14 protein-coding genes are annotated in these 16,233 nt (G+C 73.5%); 3 read left to right on the top strand and 11 right to left on the bottom strand.

Features of this window, described 5'->3' with window-relative positions:
* Positions 1–3 precede the first annotated feature (3 nt).
* The gene (locus AB3388_RS19425; RefSeq protein WP_495406961.1) at positions 4–645 is read left to right on the top strand and encodes a DUF4352 domain-containing protein; all 642 of its coding nucleotides are present in this window, start codon (positions 4–6) and stop codon (positions 643–645) included.
* Between the two features lie 56 nt (positions 646–701).
* Here the strand turns inward: AB3388_RS19425 and AB3388_RS19420 are convergent, their stop codons facing one another.
* From AB3388_RS19420 to AB3388_RS19405, 4 genes are read right to left on the bottom strand one after another with little or no spacing between them, the layout of a single operon-like run.
* Positions 702–2,333, bottom strand: a complete 1,632-nt coding sequence (locus tag AB3388_RS19420) for a hypothetical protein (RefSeq protein WP_495406960.1) — start codon at positions 2,331–2,333, stop codon at positions 702–704.
* Complete coding sequence (locus AB3388_RS19415; RefSeq protein WP_495406959.1) at positions 2,318–3,493, bottom strand: hypothetical protein; 1,176 nt, start codon at positions 3,491–3,493, stop codon at positions 2,318–2,320. Before AB3388_RS19415 ends, AB3388_RS19420 begins: the two co-directional genes overlap by 16 nt.
* 1 nt (position 3,494) lies before the next feature.
* Complete coding sequence (locus tag AB3388_RS19410) at positions 3,495–3,632, bottom strand: hypothetical protein (RefSeq protein WP_495406958.1); 138 nt, start codon at positions 3,630–3,632, stop codon at positions 3,495–3,497.
* Between the two features lie 12 nt (positions 3,633–3,644).
* A complete protein-coding gene (locus AB3388_RS19405; protein WP_495406957.1) occupies positions 3,645–4,751 on the bottom strand; it encodes a serine/threonine-protein kinase in 1,107 nt (368 codons plus the stop codon).
* A 184-nt stretch (positions 4,752–4,935) separates the two neighbouring features.
* Here AB3388_RS19405 and AB3388_RS19400 point away from each other — a divergent pair, with 184 nt between their 5' ends.
* A complete protein-coding gene (locus AB3388_RS19400) occupies positions 4,936–6,018 on the top strand; it encodes a PP2C family protein-serine/threonine phosphatase (protein WP_495406956.1) in 1,083 nt (360 codons plus the stop codon).
* Positions 6,019–6,021: 3 nt separating this feature from the next.
* Here AB3388_RS19400 and AB3388_RS19395 read toward each other — a convergent pair whose 3' ends face one another.
* From AB3388_RS19395 to AB3388_RS19365, 7 genes are all read right to left on the bottom strand, one after another.
* On the bottom strand, positions 6,022–7,710 hold the full coding sequence (locus AB3388_RS19395) for a PHA/PHB synthase family protein (RefSeq protein WP_495406955.1): 1,689 nt from the start codon (positions 7,708–7,710) through the stop codon (positions 6,022–6,024).
* Positions 7,711–7,855: 145 nt separating this feature from the next.
* Positions 7,856–8,713, bottom strand: coding sequence for an endonuclease domain-containing protein (locus AB3388_RS19390; RefSeq protein ID WP_495406954.1), 858 nt, complete (start codon positions 8,711–8,713; stop codon positions 7,856–7,858).
* A gap of 78 nt (positions 8,714–8,791) precedes the next feature.
* On the bottom strand, positions 8,792–10,270 hold the full coding sequence (locus AB3388_RS19385; RefSeq protein ID WP_495406953.1) for an aldehyde dehydrogenase: 1,479 nt from the start codon (positions 10,268–10,270) through the stop codon (positions 8,792–8,794).
* Between the two features lie 10 nt (positions 10,271–10,280).
* On the bottom strand, positions 10,281–10,694 hold the full coding sequence (locus AB3388_RS19380) for an FmdB family zinc ribbon protein (RefSeq protein ID WP_495406952.1): 414 nt from the start codon (positions 10,692–10,694) through the stop codon (positions 10,281–10,283).
* The gene (locus tag AB3388_RS19375; protein ID WP_495406951.1) at positions 10,691–11,986 is read right to left on the bottom strand and encodes a hydroxyacid-oxoacid transhydrogenase; all 1,296 of its coding nucleotides are present in this window, start codon (positions 11,984–11,986) and stop codon (positions 10,691–10,693) included. The genes AB3388_RS19380 and AB3388_RS19375 overlap by 4 nt, the downstream gene beginning before the upstream one ends.
* Positions 11,987–12,008: 22 nt before the next feature.
* Entirely contained in the window at positions 12,009–12,824 is an 816-nt protein-coding gene (locus AB3388_RS19370; protein ID WP_495406950.1) for an N-acyl homoserine lactonase family protein, read from the bottom strand.
* Positions 12,825–12,910: 86 nt separating this feature from the next.
* Complete coding sequence (locus tag AB3388_RS19365) at positions 12,911–13,816, bottom strand: SCO6745 family protein (protein ID WP_495406949.1); 906 nt, start codon at positions 13,814–13,816, stop codon at positions 12,911–12,913.
* A 94-nt stretch (positions 13,817–13,910) separates the two neighbouring features.
* On the opposite strand from AB3388_RS19365, the gene AB3388_RS19360 reads away from it, so the two are divergent.
* A complete protein-coding gene (locus tag AB3388_RS19360) occupies positions 13,911–16,232 on the top strand; it encodes a thiamine pyrophosphate-binding protein (protein ID WP_495406948.1) in 2,322 nt (773 codons plus the stop codon).
* The last annotated feature ends 1 nt before the right edge of the window (position 16,233 follow it).

Genomic DNA, 16,233 nt, shown 5'->3' with positions numbered 1-16,233 from the left:
CACATGACTCAGCAGATGCAGGCGCCGTTCGAGGCGCCCCAGCAGCCCACTCCGGCGAAGAAGCCCTTCTTCAAGAAGCCGTGGTTCCTCGTCCTCGCGGCCGTCGTGGTCGTCGGCATCATCATCAACGCCACGAAGGGCGGGAGCGAGACCGCGTCCACGGCCTCCGCTGACGCCTCCGCCGACGCCTCCACCGGCGCGACCGCGCCGGACCAGTCGCAGCCCGAGGCCGCGGAGACTGCCGCAGCCGACTTCGGCATCGGCCAGCCTGCTGCCGACGGCAAGTTCAGCTTCGTCGTCAACGGCGTCGACTGCAGCCAGACCCAGATCGGTAACCAGTACTTCAACACCACGGCGCAGGGCCAGTTCTGCATCGTCGACCTGACGGTCTCCAACATCGGTGACGAGCCGCAGAGCTTCTTCGGCGACAACGCCAGCCTGTTCAACGCCGAGGGCCAGGAGTTCTCGGCCGACGACGAGGCGGGCATGTACATGGAGGACTCCTCCTCGCTGTACGAGGAGATCAACCCCGGCAACACCCTCAACAGCAAGGTCATCTTCGACGTGCCGGCCGGCATGGTGCCGACCGCCGTCGAGCTGCACGACTCCGCCTTCTCCGGAGGCGTCACCGTCGCGCTCCAGTGACGAGCTGATCTGGGCCGGGGCATCTCGCTGAGGCGAGGTGCCCCGGTCTTTCTCGTTCAGCCGCGGCGGCGCCGCTTGGGCTGGTTCTCCGCGGCATCCCCGGGCAGCCGGGCCTCGGTCTTGGACGCCAGCGCCCGGGGCCAGCCGTCGTCCCGGGCCAGCAGCGCGAACTGGCGGGCGACGATCCCGGCCACCTCCTCGGCCGGCAGGCCGCACGGGAACAGCACCTCCCGCAACGCCCACCCGCGGCCGGCGACCTCCGACGACGCCACCGTCACCGCCAGCCGCTCCACCTGCCGCGCGGTCATCTGCCGCGCCGCCCAGCGCAGCGCCGTCCGCAGCGACTTCTCCGGCGTCACCCCGGCCAGCGTCGAGGCCCACTCGGCGTCGTAGAGCACCAGCTGCCCCAGCAGCTCGTCGTGCGCCTTCGTCCACGACGCCGACGCCCACTGCCGCAGCAGCGCCTCGCGCACCACCGGCCGCCGCGCGACCAGCCCGGCCAGCCCGGGCACGTCGTCGGTCAGCCCCACCAGGGGGACGTCGTGGCCGAGGCCCAGCGTCTGCTCCACCAGCAGGCCCGCCTCCGCGCTCATCCGCGCCACCCGGCGACCACGGGCGAGCTCCCGCACGAACCCCGAGGACAGCTCGCCCTGGGTCAGCCCGCCGTAGTCCGTCGTCCGCGCCCGGCCGCCGTCGAACACCGCCCGCAGCACCGCGCCGATCTCCACCGCGCGCACCCCCGCCCGCGCCGCCGGATCGCGCGCGACGGCCGCCAGCAGCGCGGCCTCGACGCCGAGGTCCCCGGCCGCGGCGGCCGTGGCGGCCGACGCCGCGCGCGGCGACTGCAGCCAGGACCCGACACCCGGCGAGGCCAGCACCGCGGTCAGCTGCGCGTCGGTCAGCGCCGCCGGGTCGAGCTCCATCCACTCGTCGGCGAACAGCCACGCGTCGAGCGCGTCGAAGCCGTCGACGTCGTCGGGGCACAAATCGCCCTTCGCCGCCGCCTCCAGCAGCGCCCGCGCCCGCGCGCCGTTCCCGGCGTCCGGGCCCGGCGGCCGGTACGAACCGACCAGCACCCGCACAGGGGCGGTGTCGCCCATCGTCTCCGCCGTCCGCACGTGCAGCGAGACGCCGGCGGTCAGCGCGCGCGGCAGCACGTCGAACACCACGGACGCCGACGGCAGCTGCACGACCCCGCCGCCGGACTCCACCGCCGCCAGCACCGCGGCCACCGGCGCCACCAGCGCGTCGATCTCGTCGGGCGTCAGCGCCGGCACCGACCGGCGGCCGGCCGGCACCCGCACCGGCGCGGCGTCGCGGGACGGCTCGGCGCCGGAGGGCAGCGCGGTCACGAAGCCGCCGGCGCGCTGCAGGGCCAGCACGTCGCGGGCGGTCAGCGCGCCGGCGCCGTCCCAGAGCAGGTGGACGACGTAGTTGCCCTGCCGGCCGAAGTCGTCGGAGACCACCGGCACCTTCGCGTACGCCAGCCGGCCGCCCGCGCGCGACAGCACCCCGAACGCGTCGCCGTCCGTCGGCTGGCCGATCAGCGAGCCGAGCGACGACCGCGACGTCCCCAGGGCCTTCGGCCAGTCCCGCGACATCGCGAAGACGCCGAACCCCGGCCCCTCCAGCGTCCGGCTGGCGGAGGTGTAGACCAGCTGCGGGCAGGCGGTCATGCCCGCGGCCATTCGGCCAGCGCCTGCTCCAGCTCCAGGCCCTCGCGCGGGATGAACCGGTGCCGCGCCAGCAGCACCAGCAGCGGGTCGAGCACGCCGGTCGGGGAGATCGACGGGTAGTGGCCGGCCTGCGGCTCCGACCCGGTCGCCGAGACCGCGTGCACGGTGGGGTCGGGCAGCCGGCCGAGCAGCGCCGTCAGCAGGTTCGACCCGCCGTTGTTCTCGAGGAAGTCGACCAGCCGGCCGCTGTTGGCCCGCACGTCCTCGAACAGCCGCGGCAGCCCGGCGGGGGAGAGGTCGGCGTCGCGCAGCGCGTCGGCCGGGAAGTCCGGCCGCGAGCACAGCTTGTCGGCCTTGGCCAGGATCACCGACGCCGAGACGTCGGCCAGGTAGGCGTCCTTCTTCAGCCCGCGGGCGCTGCGCAGCAGGTCGGCCAGGTTGACCAGCATCTGGGTCGGCCGGGCCAGCCCGATCGACGACTCACCGGGGTCGGCGGTCCCGGCCAGCCCGGGGAACATGCCCGGCGAGAGGACGACGATGACCGAGCTCGCGACGTAGAGGAACTTCCCGAACCGGCCGAGGTCCTCCTTGCGGTAGAGCTGCTCGCCGGAGGCGTCGAAGAAGACGACGTTCATCGACCGCTCCGGCGCCCCGCGGCTCGACCGCCGGAACACCACGGTCAGCGGCTCCGGCGACTGCCCCTCCTCGAGCAGCAGCGGGGTCAGCGGCAGCTGCCGCTTGTCGACCAGCAGCGGCTGGCGGTAGTTCAGCTCGAACCGGTCGGCGCTCTCCTCGTCCATCTCCACCGAGATGTCCAGCGGCGCCAGCGCACCGGCGTAGAGCTGGTCGAGCAGCACGGTGAGGTACGTGCTCTTCGACGCGCCGGTCAGCCCGACCAGCCCGACGACGACGGTCGGCCGGTCCAGGTAGTCCGGCGGGAGCCGGTGCCCGTTCGGGCAGACCGCCGACAGCCGCCGGGCGTCGCCCAGCGCCGCCTCGAACTGCGTCGACCGCGCCGGGCCGGGCTGCTCCACGGCGCGGAACGGCTCGGTGAACCGCTGCCAGCGGGTCTGCCGGGGCGGCGGGGCGACCCGCTGGCCGGCGGAGTTCTGCCAGGCCGAGAGGTGGAACCGCTCGAGGCAGCGGGGGCAGACGAAGGCCTTCGCGGGCATCTCAGCGCACCGTGAGCACGAAGATCAGCACCGTCGACAGCGCGAACACCAGCAGCAGCACCCGCTGCCGCCGCAGGTAGCGGTGCCGCCGCGCCTCGAGCGCCTGCTGCGCGAGCGCCCGCTGGTACATGCCGGTCACGGAAGAGGGCTCCTATCCGAAGGCGACGTGGTAGAGGACGGCGAGGACGAGCCCGACGAGCATCCCGAGCAGGACGACGACCCCGATCGCCACCGCGTAGCCGGTGGAGGTGTCGGCGATCGCCCGCTCCAGCCGGGACAGGTGGTAGCGGGCGACCTCGACGACGGCGTCCAGCGAGCGGAAGTCGCCGAGCACCGTCCGCGGCGAGGGGATCTCCGAGGCCTGCCCGAGCCAGCGGGTGCTCTGCTCCACGTCGCGGGCCAGCTCCGACAGCGACGGTCGGCGCTCGGGCTGGAACCGCAGCGCGTGCGTGACGCTGTCGAGCAGGTTGTGCGGCACCGGCGCGAGGTCGATGCGCCCGGCGCGCAGCTCCAGCCAGTAGTCGGCGGGGGAGAGCTCGTCGTCCGGGTCCACCGGGTGCCGGGCGCCGGCGGCGTAGGCGATGACCATGCCCCAGCTGTAGACGTCGCTGGCCTCGGTGAGCGGCAGCCCCTGCAGCTGCTCCGGGCTGGCGAACAGCTTCGAGCCGAAGCCGGCCATCGCCGAGGTGACCGTGCCCACCTGCTCGGTGCCGAGGTAGCGGCTGATGCCGAAGTCGACGAGGAAGACGCCCTTGTCGCTGATGATGATGTTGCCCGGCTTCACGTCGCGGTGGACGACCTTGGCGGCGTGCGCGTCGCGCAGCGCGCGGAGCAGGCCGATCGCGATGCGGCGCAGCTCCTCGGCGTTGAGCCCGCCGCGCTCGCGCTGGGCCAGGAACTCGTCGAGCGGCAGGCCGGCGATGTACTCCTGCACGTAGTAAGGGCTCTTCGCCTCGAGGTCCTGGGCGACGATCCGCGCGACCCGCGGGCTCTTGATCCGCGCGGCGTTCTCCACCTCGCGGGCGAACCCGCGGCGGGTCAGCTCACCGGCGTCCGCGGGCAGGCACTTGATCACGACCAGCGGCGCCGCGTCGTCGGCGCGGGCGACGAAGACGTCGGCGCCCTGCCCGCCGCGGGGCAGCCGGCACAGCACCGTGTACGGCCCGACCGCGACCGGGTCACCGGGCTCGAGCGGGTGGACGCGGCGGGCGCCGATCAGCGGGGTCAGGGCCTCGGTCGGAGGAAGCTCCTCAGCCACCACACCGCGCTCCCTCGTCCGTCCGGGGAGGCCGACGGTAAGCGGTCGCCGTCGCGACCAGAAGGCCTCCGTCCCCGCCTCACGCGCGGGCGGGTCGCCGGGTTCCCGATCGTGGACGGGCGCAACTGTTAGGTTGCCCGGCGTGCCGCGACGACGGTATCGACGCCGATCCAGCGGACGTCGTGTGCCGTCTCCGACCGCGCTGCGGGTGGCGCCGATCGTCGTCCTCGTGCTGGCCGTCTTCGTCCTGCTCCGCTTCACCGAGCAGCCCGGCCTCGCGGTGTCCCTCTACGGCCTCGTCCCGGTCGTGCTCGCCACGTTCTGGTTCTCCCTGACCGGCGGGCTGCTCACCGCGGTCGTCGTGCTCCTCGGTTTCCTCCTCGACGAGCAGCTGTCGCCGACGCCCGGGTTCTCGTCGGGGGACCTGCTGCTGGGCGCCCTCAACCGCGCCGTGGTCCTGCTCGGTGTGCCGTGCCTGGTCACCGTGCTGCTGCGCCGTGAACGCCGGCTGACCCGCGAGCTCGCCGTGCAGCGGACCGAGCTCGCCGAGCTGGAGTCCCTGCGGGCCGCGCTCACGCCGGCCGCCGTCCCGCCCCGGCCGGGGCTGGAGCTGGCGACGGCGTTCGTCCCGGCCGAGGGCGAGGTCGCCGGTGACTTCTACTTCGTGGCGGAAGGCCCGCGCGGCAGCACCACGGTGGTCGTGGGGGACGTCGTCGGCCACGGCCTGGAGGCCGCGCGCAGCGCCGCGTTCGTGCGGGCCACGATGGCGACGTTCGCGCGCTTCACCGACGACGCGGCCGAGCTGCTCCAGCTGGCCGACACGGCGCTGGCCGAGCGCGGCTCGCCCGTGTCGCAGTTCGTCACCGCGGTGGCCGTGAACATCACCGGCGACGGGCAGCTCCGCTGGGCCACGGCCGGGCATCCCGCGCCCTGGCGCCTGGCCACGGCCGCGTCGCTGGCCGAGGGCGGGGCCGGCACACCGCTCGGCACGGGCCTCGGCGAGCGGCGGCTGCCGGTCCGCCGGGCCGTGCTCGACAGCGGCGTCCTGCTCTTCACCGACGGCCTGACCGAGGGCCGCAGCGCGCGACGCACGCCCGGCGCCCCGGTCGAGCTCTTCGGTGAGCAGCGGGCGCGAGAGGTCGTCCGCGCGCACCGCGACGCCCCACCCGAGGACGTGGTGACCGCGGTGGTCGCCGCGGTCACCACGTTCGCCGGCGGAGTGCTCGCCGACGACCTCTGCCTCGTGGCGCTCCGTCCCCGGCCCTAGGGCTCAGCCCGGAACGCGGTCCAGGACGTAGGAGCCGGGTGCCGCCTCGATCGGCGGGTAGGACGTGCTGCCCAGCTCGGCCGGCGCGTCGACCAGGTCACCGGAGCGCTCGATCGTCCACTCCGCCCAGTGCTCCCACCAGCTGCCGCTGCGCTTGGTCGCCGAGGCCTTCCAGTCCTCCGGGTCCGGCCCCGGCTTGCCGCCGACCCAGTAGGAGGACTTCGGGTTGCCCGGCGGGTTGACCAGGCTCTGGATGTGCCCGCTGGAGCTCAGCACGAAGGTGCTGTCCCCGGACAGCAGCTGCGTCGTCCGGTAGCAGCCCTTCCACGGCGTGAGGTGGTCGGTCAGGGCGCCGGTGACGAAGGTCGGCACGGTGATGTTGGCCAGGTCGACCGGCGTCCCGAGCACCGTGGTCGCGCCGGGGACGACGAGCGAGTTGTCCCGGAAGACCTGCAGGAACTGCTCGTGCAGCGCGGCGGGCAGGTTGGTGCCGTCGGCGTTCCAGGCGAGGATGTCGAAGGCCGGCGGCGCCTCGCCCATCAGCCACTGGTTGACCAGGTAGTTGAAGACCAGGTCGTCGGGGCGCATCCAGGTGAACGTCGAGCCCATGGAGCGGGCGGTGATGACGCCGCCGGTCTTCGAGATCCTCCGGGCCAGCCCGGTCACCCGCTTGCCGGAGAACGCCCCGAGCGGCGCGCGGCTGTCGAAGTCGAGCAGGGTGACCGCGAAGCTCGCGCTGTGCACCGAGGTGTCGCCGAGCGCGGCGAGGTGGTTGAGCAGCGTCGTCTGCACGATGCCGCCGGCGCAGAAGCCGAGGGTGTTGACGTCGTCCGAGCCGGTGACCGACTTGGCCACCGCGACCGCCCGGCGGACCCGCTCGGCGTAGGTGTCGAGGTCCCAGTGCGCGTGCTTGCGCGACGGGTTGCGCCAGCTGATCAGGAAGACCTGCAGGCCCTGGTCGACGGCGTGCTCGACGAAGCTGCGCCCCGGCCGCAGGTCGAGGAAGTAGTAGCGGCCGATCGGCGGCGGCACGATCACCAGCGGCCGCTGCCGCACCTGCGGCGTCGACGGCTGGTACTGGATCAGCTCGATGACGTCGTCCCGGTACACGACCGAGCCCTTGGTGCGGCCGAGGTTGCGGCCGACCTGGTAGGCCGAGCGGTCGGTCTGCTGCGGCATGCCGCCGTTGGTGCGGACGTCCTCGGCCAGGTTCTTCAGGCTCCGGACGACGCTGGCGCCGCCGGTGTCGATCGCCCGCTTCACCGCCGCCGGGTTGCCCAGGAACGTGTTGGTCGGGGCCAGCGCGCTGGAGAGGGCGTTGACCGCGAAGCGGGCCCGCTCCACCTTGCGCCAGTCCGCGCCGTCGGCCTCGTACCCCTCGACCAGCTGGTCCAGGGACGACGACAGCGCCAGGTAGGACTGCCCGAGCCGCCGGTAGGCCGGGTTCGACGTCCAGGCCGGGTCGGCGAACCGCTTGTCCCCAGCGGGGTCGATGGCGTCGGTGCCGCGCACGATGCTCGCCAGATTCCGGCCCAGGCCCACGGCCTCGCGGGCCAGGCGCCGGGGGTGCAGCAGCGCGCCGGCCGCGTCGACGGCGGCAGCGCCGACCGGCGGCGGGGCGATGGCCTCGGCGGCCTCGGGGGCCGCGGCCTCGGCGGCGTCGGGCACGGGGGTCTTCGGAGCGGCGGTCACGCAACCTCCAGGAGAGCGAACTGGATGGTTTCGGACGCTAAGGGCCCGTCACGCACCCCATCCAGGGACCTCCGGCCCTGCTCACCCGAGTGTTCGCTCACAACCGGCGAGTAACAATTGAGGGCCAAAATGGCCATTTTGGCCCTCAGTGGGCGAGGGCTTCGCGCACGCGGACGACGACTCCGTCGAGATCCCGCAGGTCCGCGGCGCTGAGCCGGATCACGCGCCACCCGGCCGCGATCAGCCGCGCAAACCGGGCATCGTCACGGACGATCTGCGCGCCGTCGAAGTGGTGGGCACCCTCGTACTCGACCGCCAGCCGGGCCTCGGGCCAGGCGAGATCGACCCGGGCGACGAAGCGGCCGTCGACCCTCACCTCGAACTGCGGTACCGGGTCCAGCCCGGCGAGCGCCAGTGCGACGCGGACGCGGGACTCCGGCGCCGACTCCGCCCGCCCGTCCACGAGCGAGAAGGCCCGGCGGACCCGGGTGACCCCCCATCTCCCCGCGCCCGCATCGACCATCGCGGCGAGGCCGGTGGGCGTGACCGTGCCGGCGCGGACCATGGCGTCCAGGGCAGCCACCGCCGTCCCCAGTGGTTCCAGAGCGGCGACGTCCCAGGCGGTCCGCATCGACGAACTGACCGGTACTCCCTCGTGGAGCTCCACGTCGAGCTCGGACAACTCGGTCCTGTGCACTCGCACCTCGCGCGGCCCCTTCCACTGCACGCTTCCCGGGCGCAGGACGGTGACCGGGTCGTGCGCCCCCGCGAACGCGGCACCGTGCCACGCCGCCGCGGAATGGCCACCGATGGCCGTCCCCCGGGGTAGGAGGAGCGCCACCGCCCGGCAGCGCAACCGGTGATCGGGAGGAAGGGACGGGTCCGCGTACACGCCCTGGACGAGCCGGCGGTAACTGCGCTCGCGCAGCTGCTTGCGGGTCAGCAGACCTTCCGCGATCGCGTGGCTACCGATGAACACCCCGGGCATCAGGCGTCGACTCACCGCGGGAGCGTGACCGAGCCGCGCGATCGCCCGCTGCCGTCGTCCACAGCAGGGCCAAAATGGCCATTTTGGCCCTTGTCAGCCGAGCTGGAAGGGGTCCCGCGTGCCGCCGGTCAGCTCCACCCAGATCGACTTGGTCTCGGTGTACTCGTTGAGCGCCTCGATGCCGTTCTCCCGGCCCAGCCCCGAGGAGCCGAAGCCGCCGAACGGCATGTTCGGCGCCACCACCCGGTAGGCGTTGATCCACACCGTCCCCGCCCGCAGGCGAGCGGCCACGCGGTGGGCGCGGTGCACGTCCTTGGTCCACACCGACCCGGCCAGCCCGTACGGGGTGTCGTTGGCGAGCTTGAGCGCCTCGTCCTCGTCGGTGAAGGTCACCGCCGCGAGCACCGGCCCGAAGACCTCCTCGCGCACGATCGTGTGCCGCGGTCCGACCCCCGTGACGACGGTCGGCTGCACGAACAGCCCGCCCTGCTCCGCCGGCGAGCCGCCGCAGGCGAACGTCGCGCCCTCCTCCTGCGCGCCGCGCAGGTAGCCGAGCACCTTCTCGTACTGCGGCCGGTTGGCCACCGGGCCCATCTCGGTCTCGGGGTCGGTCGGGTCGCCGAGCCGGATGGTGCGGGCCCGCTCGGCCACCTTCGCCACCAGCGCGTCGTGGACGTCGGCGTGCACGATCAGCCGCGAACCGGCCATGCAGGTCTGCCCGGTCGCGGCGAAGACGCCGGCGACCAGGCCGTTGGCCGCGGCGTCGAGGTCGGCGTCGGCGAAGACGATCTGCGGGCTCTTGCCGCCCAGCTCCAGCGTCACCCGGTTGACGTTGGCCGCCGCCGCCTGCGCCACCCGGACGCCGGTCGCGGTCGAGCCGGTGAACGCCACCTTGTCCACGCCGCGGTGCCCGGCCAGCGCCGCGCCGGTGTCCCGGTTCCACGCGGTGACGACGTTGAGCACGCCGGCCGGCAGCCCGGCCTCGTGCAGGATCTCGGCGAAGGCGACCGTCGAGGCGGGGGAGTGCTCCGAGGGCTTGACGACGACGGTGTTGCCCGCGGCCAGCGCCGGCGCCAGCTTCCAGGTGAGCAGCAGCAGCGGCGAGTTCCACGGGGTGATCGCCGCGACCACGCCGACCGGCTCCCGGCGGGTGTAGCCGAAGTAGTTCGCGTTGACCGGCGGGACGGTGCGGCCCTCGAGCTTGTCGGCCAGCCCGGCGAAGTAGTGGAACCACTGCGGCAGCGCCTGCATCTGCCCGCGCATCTCGCGCAGCAGCTTGCCGGAGTCGCGGACCTCCAGCAGGGCGAGGCGCTCGGCCGCGGCACCCACGGCGTCCGCGCAGGCGCGCAGCACCGCCGCCCGCTGGAAGCCGGTGAGCGCGCCCCACTCGCCGTCGAACGCCGCGCGGGCCGAGCCGACCGCGGCGTCGACGTCCTCCGGGCCGCCGTCGGCCAGCCGCGCCCACGGCCGGCCGGTGTAGGGGTTCATCGACTCGAACGTGCGCCCACCCAGCGCGTCCACCGGCTTGCCGTCGATGAACAGCCGGAACTCCTCGAGCCGCTCCTCGGCCATGGTCGTCCCCCTAGGTCGTCGTCTCCGTCCCCCCGTGCGAGTGCGGATGCCCGTGCGCGTGACCCGGGACCGGGTCGCCGGCCCGCAGCGGAGCCCCGTGGAAGCGGCCCTCGTGCGCGAGGATCGGCCGCTGGTCGCCGCGCAGCTCCTCGTGCTTCTCCTCGAGCTTCTGCCGGGCACCCCACTCCCGGCGCAGCTGCCCGAGGTACTCGCGGTTGCCCTCGTAGGTGCCGCGCCAGGTCTGCGGCATCAGCTCCATCGGCCGGCCGGGGTCGGCCTGGCCGGCCAGCGCCACCCGGGAAGGCACCTTGACGGCTGAGGCCCCGCACGGGCAGGCGGCGGTGTCGCTCGCCGCCAGAGGGGCCATCGCCTCGAAGCGGTGCCCCGCGGCGCAGCGGTAGTCGTAGAGCGGCACCGCCGTCACCAGTTCTCGATGGACTTGCCGAAGATGTCGGCGATGTCGTCCTCGGTGACCGGGCGCGGGCAGGTGGCCAGCAGCCGCTGCTGCTTCATGGTGCCGGGGACCAGGTCGGGGATGTCGGACTCGGTGTAGCCGACCGCGCCGATGCCGTTGGGGATGCCGATGTCGCGCATCAGCTCGGTGAGCACCGTCGGCAGCTGCTGCCGGGGGTCGTTGGCCTTGTCGGTGTCCGGCCCGAGCAGCGACGCGGCCTTGAGGTGCCGCTCGGGCGCGGACTCGAAGCTGAACCGGAATGCCTCGGGCGCGGTCAGCGACACCGACATCCCGTGCGGGACCATCGGCTCGTCCTGCGGGTAGCCCGAGGGCCGGAAGTCCTTGACCATGCCGGCGATCGGGTAGGCGTTGGCGTGCGGGATGTGCACGCCGGAGTTGCCGAACCCCATCCCGGCGAACGTGGCCGCGGCCATCATGTCGGTGCGCGCGCCGACGTCGTCCCCCTCGTGCACGGCCTTGCGGAACGACCGCGCGAGCAGGGTCATCGCCCGTTCGCACCACAGGTCCGAGATCGGGTTGGAGCCGCAGTAGGTGACCCGCTGCTCCGGCTGCTTCTTGTCGAAGGTCTGGTACCAGCGGGCGGTGTAGCTCTCCAGCGCGTGGCACACGATGTCCATGCCGGACGCGGCGCTGACCTCCGGCGGCAGGGACAGCGTCAGCAGCGGGTCGACCACCGCCAGGGTCGGGCGCAGGCGCCAGTGGCTGATCCCCGTCTTCACCTTCATCGAGAGGACGTCGAGCACGCACATGGCCGTGCTCTCCGACCCGGTCCCGGCCGTCGTGGGGACGGCGATCAGCGGCTTGAGCTGCCCCTTGGGTGACCGCGCCTGCCCGATCGGCTTGTTGATGTAGTCCATCAGCTCGCCGCCGTCGGTGGTGAGCAGGTTGACCGCCTTGGCGGTGTCGATCGCCGAGCCGCCGCCCACGGCGATGAACCCGTCCCACGGCCCCTGCGCCTTCGCGTAGCCGGCCGCCTTGTCCATGCTCTCGTCGGTCGGCTCGACGTGGACGCCGTCGAAGATCTCCGCGCGGATGTCGTACCGGGTCAGCGAGTCGGCGATCCGCTGCGGCAACCCCGCGGAGTGCACGTTCGCGTCGGTGATGATCAGCACCCGCTCGACGCCGTACTGGGACAGGTCGAAGCCGATCTCGTCCACCGCGCCGGGGCCGAACTTCAGGGGCGGCGCGCCCCAGGTGAAGATCGTCTCCTCGGTCTGCGGGGTCTCGTGCGTGGCGGTCATCGGTCGCGCTCCTCGTCCGGGGTCAGCGGTAGCTGCCGGCAGGCGCCGTCCGCAGCTGGTGGATCTGGTCCGCGTCGTGGCCGAAGACCACGGTCGCGTTCGTCTCCTCGGCGATGCCCCGGATCTTCTCGACCGACGCGTAGAACTGCTCGAGGTTGTTCACGATCGCCGCGGGCACGGTCGGCGGCCCGTAGCTGGCGCCCATGTAGACGGCGTCGGCGGTGAAGATCATCGTGCCGGTCTCGCCCAGGTCGACCCGCATCGACATGCTGCCCGGCGTGTGCCCCGGGGTCTGGATGAAGCCGACGCCGGGGAGGAAGTCGGTGACGTCACCGGAGACCGTCTCGAACTGCAGCCCCTCGAAGTCGGCCTTCAGGTGGGCGCCGTTGAACGGCCCGTCGAAGGAGTGGCACCACTCCTTCTCCTTGTCGCTGCAGACCAGCGTGGCGTTCGTGCCCTCGAACATCTTCGCGTTGCCGGCGTGGTCGAAGTGCAGGTGCGAGAAGACGACGTAGTCGAGGTCGCCGGGAGCCAGGTTGAGCTGCTTGAGCCGGGAGTCGAGGTACTCGTCCTCGGAGACCTTGTCGTACGGGAAGAAGTCCTGCAGACCGGTCGGCGCCCAGCGCTCCTCCCAGTCGCGCGGGCAGCTGGTGTCCCACAGCAGCCGGCCGTCGGGAGTGTCGACCAACACGCAGTGCGTCGGGACGTCGACCCACTCGGCCGGCTGGTCCTTGTTCTGCCGCGAGCGCATGGCCCGGCCCGGAGCCAGCAGCAGCCAGGTGAGGTCGGCGGTCATCGCACCGCAGGGCAGGATGCTGACGGTGGTCTCCCTGGCCATGGGAACTCCCTCTCGCTGAGAGATGAATGGATGACCCGCACCTTTCGCCCGCCCGAAAGGTTGTGTCAAGCGTCACGTCCGAGCGGTCAGCCGCTGACGCGTTTGTAGAGGTCGGGCGGCGCGACACCGGCGTCGACGACGGCCGCCGACCACTCCTCGAGCTGCCGGATCAGGCCGTCGAGCTCCGGGCCGACGGCGTCGAGCGCGGGCCGCAGCGCGGCGTCGGTCCCCTCCTCGATCCCGTCGCGCAGCCGCCGTCCCTGCTCGGTGAGCCGGCCGTCGGCGACCAGCCCCCGCGCGACCAATGCGGCATCGGCGGCGGCCATGACCTCCGGCGCCCAGCCGCGGGTGCCGGCGTAGGCGGTCGGCGCCCAGCCGATCCAGTACTCGGTGAGCAGGTTCATCGCGACGCCGCTGATCCCGGCGGCGACGTTCGCGGCGATGTGCACGTCGCCGCGGTACTCGCGCAGCAGGGTGCAGGCGTGCCAGAGCTGCCCCAGCGGGTCGGCCGGCCAGGGCAGGGACAGCTGCCCGGCGAACAGCGGGCGGCCGGCGAGGTCCCCGGCGCAGACGTCGGTGGCGGTGCGCAGCAGCCGGACGGCGCCGGTGACGTCGGCGTCGCCGAGGACCTCGCGCAGCGTCTCGACCACGCCCTCCTCGCGGGCGGTGAGGACGTCGGCCCGGGAGGCCTTCGCCCGCCCCTCCTCGTACCACGAGGTGAGGACGGCGGGCTCGAAGACGCCGAACGCGGCCACCACCACCTGCGGCACCGGCTCGCCCATCGGCGCCGTCCGGCCCCAGACGTAGCCGGTGATGAAGTCCAGCCCGAGCGCCGCGAGCCGCTCGTTGACCGGCGGCCCCCACCAGCTGACCGTGGCGATCGCCTCGGTGGCGTCGCGCAGCCGGCGGGCGGGGGTGTCGGGCAGCGGGGGCGGCGTGCGCTCCTCCGCCGGCGGGACCAGGAAGATCGCCTTCGCCTCGGCGTAGTCCATGCCGCGCATCGTCGTCCCGGACGGCGGTGATCACCACGGCACGTCGCATGGCCGAGACTGGACCCGCGCAGCGTCGCGTACCGAGGAGCCCACCATGAGCCTGACCGCCGCCCGAGCCGAGAGCAGCACCGACTCCGCCCTGCGGCAGATCGAGCAGCGGCTGCTGTGGCTGGCGACCAACGTCGTCCACCACGCCAACCGCGTGCGGCCCAACCCGACCGGGCTCAAGGTCGGCGGCCACCAGGCCTCCAGCGCGTCGATGGTCACGATCATGACCTCGCTGTGGCTGGAGCAGCTGCGGGCCGACGACCGGGTGTCGGTCAAGCCGCACGCCTCGCCGGTGCTGCACGCGATGGAGTACCTGCTCGGCCATCTCGACCGGAAGTACCTGACCACGCTGCGCGAGTTCGGCGGCCTGCAGTCCTACCCGTCGCGGCTCAAGGACCCGGTGCCGGCCGACTACTCGACCGGCTCGGTCGGCATCGGCGCCACCGCGCCGATCTGGGGCGCGATCGCCCGCCGGTACGTCAACACCCAGCTCGGCGCCGGCGGCACCGGCCGGCAGTGGTCGCTGGTCGGGGACGCCGAGCTCGACGAGGGCGCCGTCTGGGAGGCGGTGCTGGACCCGATGGTCGCCGAGCTGGGCGAGGTCAACTGGATCGTCGACCTCAACCGCCAGTCCCTCGACCGCGTCGTCCCCACCTTCGGCGCGCCCCGGCTGTCGGGGATGTTCACCGCGGCCGGCTGGCAGGTGCTCACCGTCAAGTACGGCCGGCTGCTGGAGGAGCTGTTCGCCCGCGACGGCGGGCCGGCGCTGCGCGACCGCATCGACGAGATGTCCAACGCCGAGTACCAGCGGATGCTGCGCCGCACGCCGGCCGAGCTGCGCGAGCACCTGCCCGGCGGCGGCCCGGGCGCGGCGGCCATCGCCACGCTGATCGGCGAGGTCGGGGACGAGGACCTGGTGGCGGCGGTGCGCAACCTCGGCGGGCACGACCTCTCGGCGCTGCGCGAGGCGTTCGGCCGGATCGACGACACCCGCCCGACGGTGATCCTGGCCTACACGCTCAAGGGCTACGGGCTGGCGATCGAGGGGCATCCGCAGAACCACTCGGCGCTGCTCACCGACGCGCAGCTGGCCGAGCTCGCCGAGGACCTCGGCCTCGACGTCGCCGACCCGTGGGCGCCGTTCCCGCCCGGCAGCGACGCGGCCGCGCTGCTCGCCGAGGCGGCCGCGCGGCTCACCCGGGTCGCGCCGGTCGCCGAGCCGGCGCCGTCCGTTCCCGCCGACCTCGGCCGCACCCCGCACGGGACGGCGACGACGCAGGCGGCGCTCGGGCGGACGCTGCTGGACCTCAACCGGGCCGCCCCCGACGCGGGGCACCGCATCGTCACCGTCAGCCCGGACGTGTCGAGCTCCACCAACCTCGGCGGTTGGGTGAACAAGGTCGGGGTGTGGTCGCACGAGGCGCGCCAGGACTGGTTCGCCGACGACGCCGAGACGATCCTGCACTGGCGGGAGCGCCCGTCCGGCCAGCACATCGAGCTGGGCATCGCCGAGACCAACCTGGTCGGGGCGATCGGCGAGCTCGGGGCCACCTGGTCGCGGTGGGGGCAGCCGCTGCTGCCGATCGGCGTCCTCTACGACCCGTTCGTCGAGCGGGCGCTGGAGCCGTGGTCGTTCGGCATCTACGCCGGCGGGCAGTCGATCCTGGTGGGGACGCCGTCCGGGGTGACGCTGGCGCCCGAGGGCGGCGCGCACCAGTCGATCACCACGCCGTCGATCGGGCTGGAGCAGCCGGGCTGCGTGTCCTACGAGCCGGCGTTCGCGCTGGACACCGAGTGGTGCCTGCTGGCGGCGCTCGGTCGCCTCGGCAGGCCGGGCGGCTCGTCGGCGTACCTGCGGCTGTCGACCCGGCCGGTGGACCAGACGCTGGCCCGGATCCCGCCGGACCCCGCCGCGCGGGAGCGGCGGCGCCGGCAGGTCGTCGGCGGGGCCTACCGGCTGGGGCACGACGTGTCGGATCCGGGGATCACGCTCGTCGCGATGGGCGCCGTCGTCCCCGAGGTGCTCGCCGCGGCCGAGCGGCTGGACGGGCTCGGGTTCCCCGCCGACGTCGTGGTCGTCACCAGCCCGGGGCTGCTGTTCCGCGCGCTGCAGGCGCGCCGCGGCCTGGACGACGGACCGGCCTGGATCCTCGACTCCGCGTTCCCGGAGGACCGGGCCGCGCCGATGGTCACCGTGCTCGACGGGCACCCGCACACGCTGGCGTTCCTCGCCGGCGTCCGCGGCGTGCCGGGAACGCACCTCGGCGTGACCTCGTTCGGCCAGAGCGGTGACCTGGCCAGCGTGTACGAACTGCACGGCCTGGACACCGAGACCGTGGTGGGCGCGGCGCTGGACCTCGTCGACTGAC

It is taken from the genome of Geodermatophilus sp. SMS 5-13, assembly GCF_059428245.1.
This window is presented reverse-complemented; position numbering and strand designations above follow the sequence as displayed.

Excerpts from the sequence above, each read along its gene's own strand:
- AB3388_RS19365 (WP_495406949.1), bottom strand. The coding sequence starts at position 13,816 with ATGGACTACGCCGAGGCGAAGGCGATCTTCCTGGTCCCGCCGGCGGAG.
- AB3388_RS19375 (WP_495406951.1), bottom strand. The coding sequence starts at position 11,986 with ATGACCGCCACGCACGAGACCCCGCAGACCGAGGAGACGATCTTCACC.
- AB3388_RS19370 (WP_495406950.1), bottom strand. The coding sequence starts at position 12,824 with ATGGCCAGGGAGACCACCGTCAGCATCCTGCCCTGCGGTGCGATGACC.
- AB3388_RS19420 (WP_495406960.1), bottom strand. The coding sequence starts at position 2,333 with ATGGCCGCGGGCATGACCGCCTGCCCGCAGCTGGTCTACACCTCCGCC.
- AB3388_RS19415 (WP_495406959.1), bottom strand. The coding sequence starts at position 3,493 with ATGCCCGCGAAGGCCTTCGTCTGCCCCCGCTGCCTCGAGCGGTTCCAC.
- AB3388_RS19385 (WP_495406953.1), bottom strand. The coding sequence starts at position 10,270 with ATGGCCGAGGAGCGGCTCGAGGAGTTCCGGCTGTTCATCGACGGCAAG.
- AB3388_RS19425 (WP_495406961.1), top strand. The coding sequence starts at position 4 with ATGACTCAGCAGATGCAGGCGCCGTTCGAGGCGCCCCAGCAGCCCACT.
- AB3388_RS19360 (WP_495406948.1), top strand. The coding sequence starts at position 13,911 with ATGAGCCTGACCGCCGCCCGAGCCGAGAGCAGCACCGACTCCGCCCTG.